At 50.6% G+C, this 4,664-nt stretch carries 8 protein-coding genes and 1 pseudogene; 8 read left to right on the forward strand and 1 reads right to left on the reverse strand.

The features are described 5' to 3' along the window. Window positions 1-444: hypothetical protein (locus V6C07_RS13175; protein ID WP_333536933.1), on the reverse strand; the 444-nt coding region annotated here is incomplete at its 3' end. 1,161 nt (window positions 445-1,605) lie between these two features. On the opposite strand from V6C07_RS13175, the gene V6C07_RS13180 reads away from it, so the two are divergent. From V6C07_RS13180 to V6C07_RS13215, 8 genes and pseudogenes are all read left to right on the forward strand, one after another. Continuing rightward, complete coding sequence (locus V6C07_RS13180) at window positions 1,606-1,869, forward strand: tetratricopeptide repeat protein (RefSeq protein ID WP_333536934.1); 264 nt, start codon at window positions 1,606-1,608, stop codon at window positions 1,867-1,869. 15 nt (window positions 1,870-1,884) lie between these two features. Next, window positions 1,885-1,950 (forward strand): annotated as a pseudogene (locus V6C07_RS13450) (SEL1-like repeat protein); the annotation flags it as partial. A gap of 15 nt (window positions 1,951-1,965) precedes the next feature. After that, window positions 1,966-2,445, forward strand: a complete 480-nt coding sequence (locus V6C07_RS13455) for a tetratricopeptide repeat protein (RefSeq protein WP_442886183.1) — start codon at window positions 1,966-1,968, stop codon at window positions 2,443-2,445. 195 nt (window positions 2,446-2,640) lie between these two features. Then, window positions 2,641-3,006, forward strand: a complete 366-nt coding sequence (locus tag V6C07_RS13195) for a hypothetical protein (RefSeq protein WP_333536935.1) — start codon at window positions 2,641-2,643, stop codon at window positions 3,004-3,006. A gap of 10 nt (window positions 3,007-3,016) precedes the next feature. After that, entirely contained in the window at window positions 3,017-3,199 is a 183-nt protein-coding gene (locus V6C07_RS13200) for a hypothetical protein (RefSeq protein WP_333536937.1), read from the forward strand. A gap of 111 nt (window positions 3,200-3,310) precedes the next feature. Continuing rightward, window positions 3,311-3,601, forward strand: a complete 291-nt coding sequence (locus V6C07_RS13205; RefSeq protein WP_333536938.1) for a hypothetical protein — start codon at window positions 3,311-3,313, stop codon at window positions 3,599-3,601. Window positions 3,602-3,683: 82 nt separating this feature from the next. Beyond that, window positions 3,684-3,968 carry a type II toxin-antitoxin system Phd/YefM family antitoxin gene (locus V6C07_RS13210; protein ID WP_333536939.1) on the forward strand — a complete coding sequence of 95 codons (285 nt, stop codon included), beginning with the start codon at window positions 3,684-3,686 and terminating at the stop codon, window positions 3,966-3,968. Next, window positions 3,968-4,315, forward strand: coding sequence for a type II toxin-antitoxin system RelE/ParE family toxin (locus V6C07_RS13215; RefSeq protein WP_333536940.1), 348 nt, complete (start codon window positions 3,968-3,970; stop codon window positions 4,313-4,315). The genes V6C07_RS13210 and V6C07_RS13215 overlap by 1 nt, the downstream gene beginning before the upstream one ends. The last annotated feature ends 349 nt before the right edge of the window (window positions 4,316-4,664 follow it).

A 4,664-nucleotide genomic window follows, 5' to 3' on the forward strand; every position in this document is an offset into this window, starting at 1 on the left:
GGCGGGCGCGAAGCCGAGCCCGTCCATAAGCTGGGGGCCGTCGGAAAAGGCGGCGTTTTCAGTGCGGTAGTCAAGGCCGCCGAGGTGGTCGAGGCCTGAGGTCAGAGTGGAATCGCCATGTTCAGCATAGTGCGAAGAGCGTTCCACAGGGGTCGGGCCAGCCGCAGGGCTGAGGTCCGGGCCGAGGGCGCTGAAAAATTCTGCGCCGGAAATGACTTTGCCAGCGACTTCAAATTCAGGAATGTTTTCGGCATGGTAGCTGGTGTAAAAGTCATCAATGCGGATGGCCGCGCCATCTTCGAAAGTAAATACCAGCGAATTGCCATCGCGCGACATGGTCGCGTCGCCCGTTGGAAATTCAAGGGCGTACGTTGCGTTTTGGTCCGTTGCAATGACTATGGTTTCCTGCCCTTGGACAGGTCGTGAAAGATTGATAGTAGGCATGGAGCCTCCATGATGAGCTTGTATCTATTGATAGGCGGCAACGCTCGGCAAGAGCATTCCGAAAGCGAGGAAGGAGAGGTATGTAGGCGTATTGCTTACGTCTCTAAGGGGTCGGGACCCCTCTGACTCTAGGAAAGAGTGCATCGCGGTGAGGCATGTGGGTGAATCAGCGAATTGTGATTCACGATCTGGGAAGAACCCATCCCTTTTTTGATAATGCCTGTTATTAGGACTGTCAATGGTAAAAATCAGAATATGTGATATTTTTATGGCATGTCTCCTTTATGAAGTCTAACATATAACTATAATATATAATTTATTATTTATTTTAGCGGCAGCGATTCTTGATTATGTGGGGCGATTTTATATCTGTTTATATATTATTTTGAAGCTGCTGATAAGACATGAGAAATAGCTCTGTTTAGCGCCTTGCAAATTCTATTCATCGGAAGAAGGAACAGGCAGTATTTTTATCATATATTTTTATTTTATAGAGATATATTTATTATTTATAACGAAAAATAATGTGTTCAATGTGCGAAAAGCATAAAAATTTGATGCGTGTTTTACTGTATTGCTGGGATATCTGCGTTGATTATCACCATGTATGCAAAAAAATTTTACTCAAATAAAATTTTTATTTTAGAAAAATATTCTAAATTTTACTTTATAGATCATTAATATAGTTATAACTACAGTAGAAAATTCTGACTGTCGGGCCAGCAAAAAAATGAGAAATGCCCTTTGCGCAGACCGGGCATTTTGGTGAAGTTGCGTGATTGGCCAGAGAAGCTGTGGTATAAGCATGAGAATCTTTGATCCCACGCATTAACATTGCAGGATTGATTGAAAAACATTGACGTGGCACAGTGGTAATGCAAGCATATTCTGCGAGAATTTCTGGGCGAAGAAGTAAACTCTTACTTGCATAAAGCTCTGACGCATCAAGGTAGTCTCAGGTTATGGTGGTTTTCATCGCCGATATAGCTCATTGTTGATATGGGGGTTGCAGTGCGTTTTTGTATTGCCATTTTCTTTTTTCTTGCTTCAATCTGTGTAGGCGATATTACCGCATACGCAGGGCAAAATTCACTGCATGCAAAAGAGGAAAGTGCAACATGCAATCAGAATGATATTGCTCTTGAATTAGACCGCGCGCAGTTGCCTGAAATACGCAAGGCTGCCGAAAGCGGTTCTGCCCAGGAGCAATATATTCTTGGCTGCTTCTATATGACAGGCATTGGTGTGCAGAAAAATCCTGCAGAAGCTGTCCAGTGGTGGAGCAAGGCTGCCAGCCATGGCTATGCAGAAGCCCAGGCTTTTTTGGGTTCCGCATATATGCAAGGCTCCGGCGTGGGCAAGGACGCTGCCACAGGCGCAGCATGGCTCCGTAAGGCAGCGGATCAGGGCTTGAAGGAGGCGTAAGCCGCGCTTTCCTCGTGCTATATGGCCGGTGAGGGCGTACCCAAAGATACGGGTCTGGGCGTGGCCTGGCTTCGTAAGGCCGCAGGGCAGGGCTTTGTGGATGCGCAATATCTGCTTGGGTGCATGTATTATTTTGCTGAAAACGTGGAGCGCAATTGGGCGGAGGCCGCAAAGTGGTGGAGAAACATCGCCAAGCAGGGTGATGAGGAGGTGCGGTATGGGCTCGCCATGCTCTACGGCACAGGAGGCTTTGGCGTATCGCAAGATATTTCTGAAGCCCTTTACTGGATGCGGCAGGCTGCCGAACAGGGGTATGCGCCCGCGCAGGCCGAATTGGCGCGTGCTTATCTGACTGGAGAAGGCGCAGAAAAGGATGAAAAAAAGGGTGTTGCCCTGCTGACAGAATCCGCAAACAAAGGCTGTGCTGACGCGCAATATCTGCTTGGTCTGCTTTATGGCAGTGGGTTTGGTGTGAAAAAAGATGTTGAAGCCTCTCAAGAATGGCTGCGGAAGGCCGCGCTCGGAGGGTGCGATGACGCCCAAAAGGCTTTGCTTGAATTGGAAGGCAAGAAGTAGCGATAAAATTATTACGTTACTTTTGTGGGTATTGTGCGCACCTTGCCAACAAGTACGGCCTGGGCGGCACTATGCCGGGCCTCCCGCGCGAAGTAGCATGAAAATGCCTCCAGTGTGGCTCCAGTAGACGCCTTGACTGGTCTCCCGAAGGGGGCTCAGGCATGCGTGTGTGTCCATTCCAAAGTATTTTTTGACATGGCTCCCCCATGTGATGCGCCACTTGGCGACATCACTCAGGAGCACTGCCATGCCTCCCACCCCGACCCAGAATATCCTCAAGCTGCTGGAAGAAAGCCTGCCCCCTGCTTCCCCCGCAAGCAGGTTCGCGAGCTGACTTTCGGCATCGTCAACCCCCGTACCCTTGCCAATAGGGACAGCGAAAAGACCGGCCCTTCCGGTCGTTTTTTTGTCAAACGCGAAGTCTGGTACCAGAAGGCCGGATTTCTTGAATATGTGAAGGCCATGCTCAAGGACGCCTTGATGTCGGACGAGTCCGGTCTGCATACGTGGCGACAAGGCACTGACCGACAGCACACACCAGAGTGCGCCTTCCAGGGGTAATGCGTCTTCCTTGAAGCCAATCAGCGAAAAGCAGGTCAACTACATTCGGGTACTGGCAAAAGGTAAACCCGCCGATACTATTTCCCGTGATCTGACAGGAAAGCCCTTGGAACAGTGCAGTGGCGCGGATGCTGACAAAATTATCAAGATGCTGATGGGGCAGTCTGACCGCAGTGGTGACGTTCCATTTTAACGCTTTTGATGGCAATCAGAGCAAAAGGGGCTGTCAGTGACAGCCCCTTTTGCAATCATATGCTTTCCCATTCCGTCCTTTGTCTGCCCATACTGCAAGCAGGAGTCCCATATGTATCAGAAGCATTGGCGTCACGATTTTGAATATAGCGACAGGCTGATAAATACCGGTATCGGTACGGAGGAGTTCTTTAAGGTCATTGAGAAGGCATTGCCCCCTATGGTCTCCAGAGCAGAGCTGGCACGGATCACCGGTGGCCTTATTTCGGCCAAAACACTGAGCAATGAAGACGCCCTCAAGAAAGGGCCACGCGAACGTGTCCGCGTCGGCGCAAAAATTGGATACACGAAGGCGGCATTGATGGCCTATCTGCGCAATAAGCTTCAGGCTTGTGGAGATTGATTGGCATCCGTACCGGTATGACAAGGGACAGCTTGACCGAAAAAACTGAATTTGGTATTTATTTGGTTAAAGGAGAGTGTCTATGCAACTCAGCACCGCAGTACGCCCTATCAGCGAGGTCAAAGCGCAGGCGGCGGAAATCATCCGTACCTTCAGCGAAGATGCCGCCCCGCCCGTGGTCATCACTCAAAATGGCGAGGCCAAGGCCGTGTTGATGGGCATTCAGGAATATGAACGCATGCAGGAAACGCTGGCCATGCTCAAAGCCCTGAGCCTTTCCGGAAAAAGCCTGGAGGCGGGTAAAGGACGTCCGGCCCGGGAGGTCTTTGCAGACCTGCGGCGGCATGAAGGGCGCAAGGCCGAATAATGGTACTCCCTACGGACAAGCGGCCCTTGGAAATCCTGCTCGCCCCGGAGGCCGATCAAGACTTGCGGGACATCTATACATATATGGCCGATCATGCCGGGCAGGAGCAAGCTCACGCTATCCTGAGCAGGCTGGAAGCCGCCATATTCTCGCTGGAAACCTTGCCCCAGCGCGGCAACATCCCCCCAGAACTTGAAGTGGTTGGCATTACTCGCTACCGCGAGCTTCATGAACACCCGTGGCGCATCATATACGAGCCGCTGGAAGCGGCAGTGCATGTCCACTGGATATTCGACTCCCGCCGGGACGTGGCCGGACAGCTTACGCAGAAGATGCTGCGGCGCTGACGGCGCAGTCTTTCGATACTTTTAGAGCAATTTCACTTTGAAATTGCTCTGGCGGCTGCGTGAGCAGTCGCCCGCCGCAAAGATGCAAACGCTGCTTCAGCCGTTACGACAAAGGAAGTTACGGATGAAGACAGCAGAGCTATTTACTTGCGCGGTTAAGCATCGAAGCGAACGTGACTTAAACTTTGAGAATGTACATTCTCAAAGTTAATCTGCTCTAGCTGTAGTGTTTCTATAGGTTGTTCACCCTCCCCAAATCGGTAAAGCTGGAGTTACCAAACAACAGCAAACCGAGTGAGGGAAAGGGTGAACAGCCATAAGAATGCCAAACTGACGGTTCGTAGTCGAG

Source organism: Desulfovibrio sp. 1214_IL3152 (genome assembly GCF_036763055.1).
In the GTDB taxonomy this organism is placed as follows: domain Bacteria; phylum Desulfobacterota; class Desulfovibrionia; order Desulfovibrionales; family Desulfovibrionaceae; genus Desulfovibrio.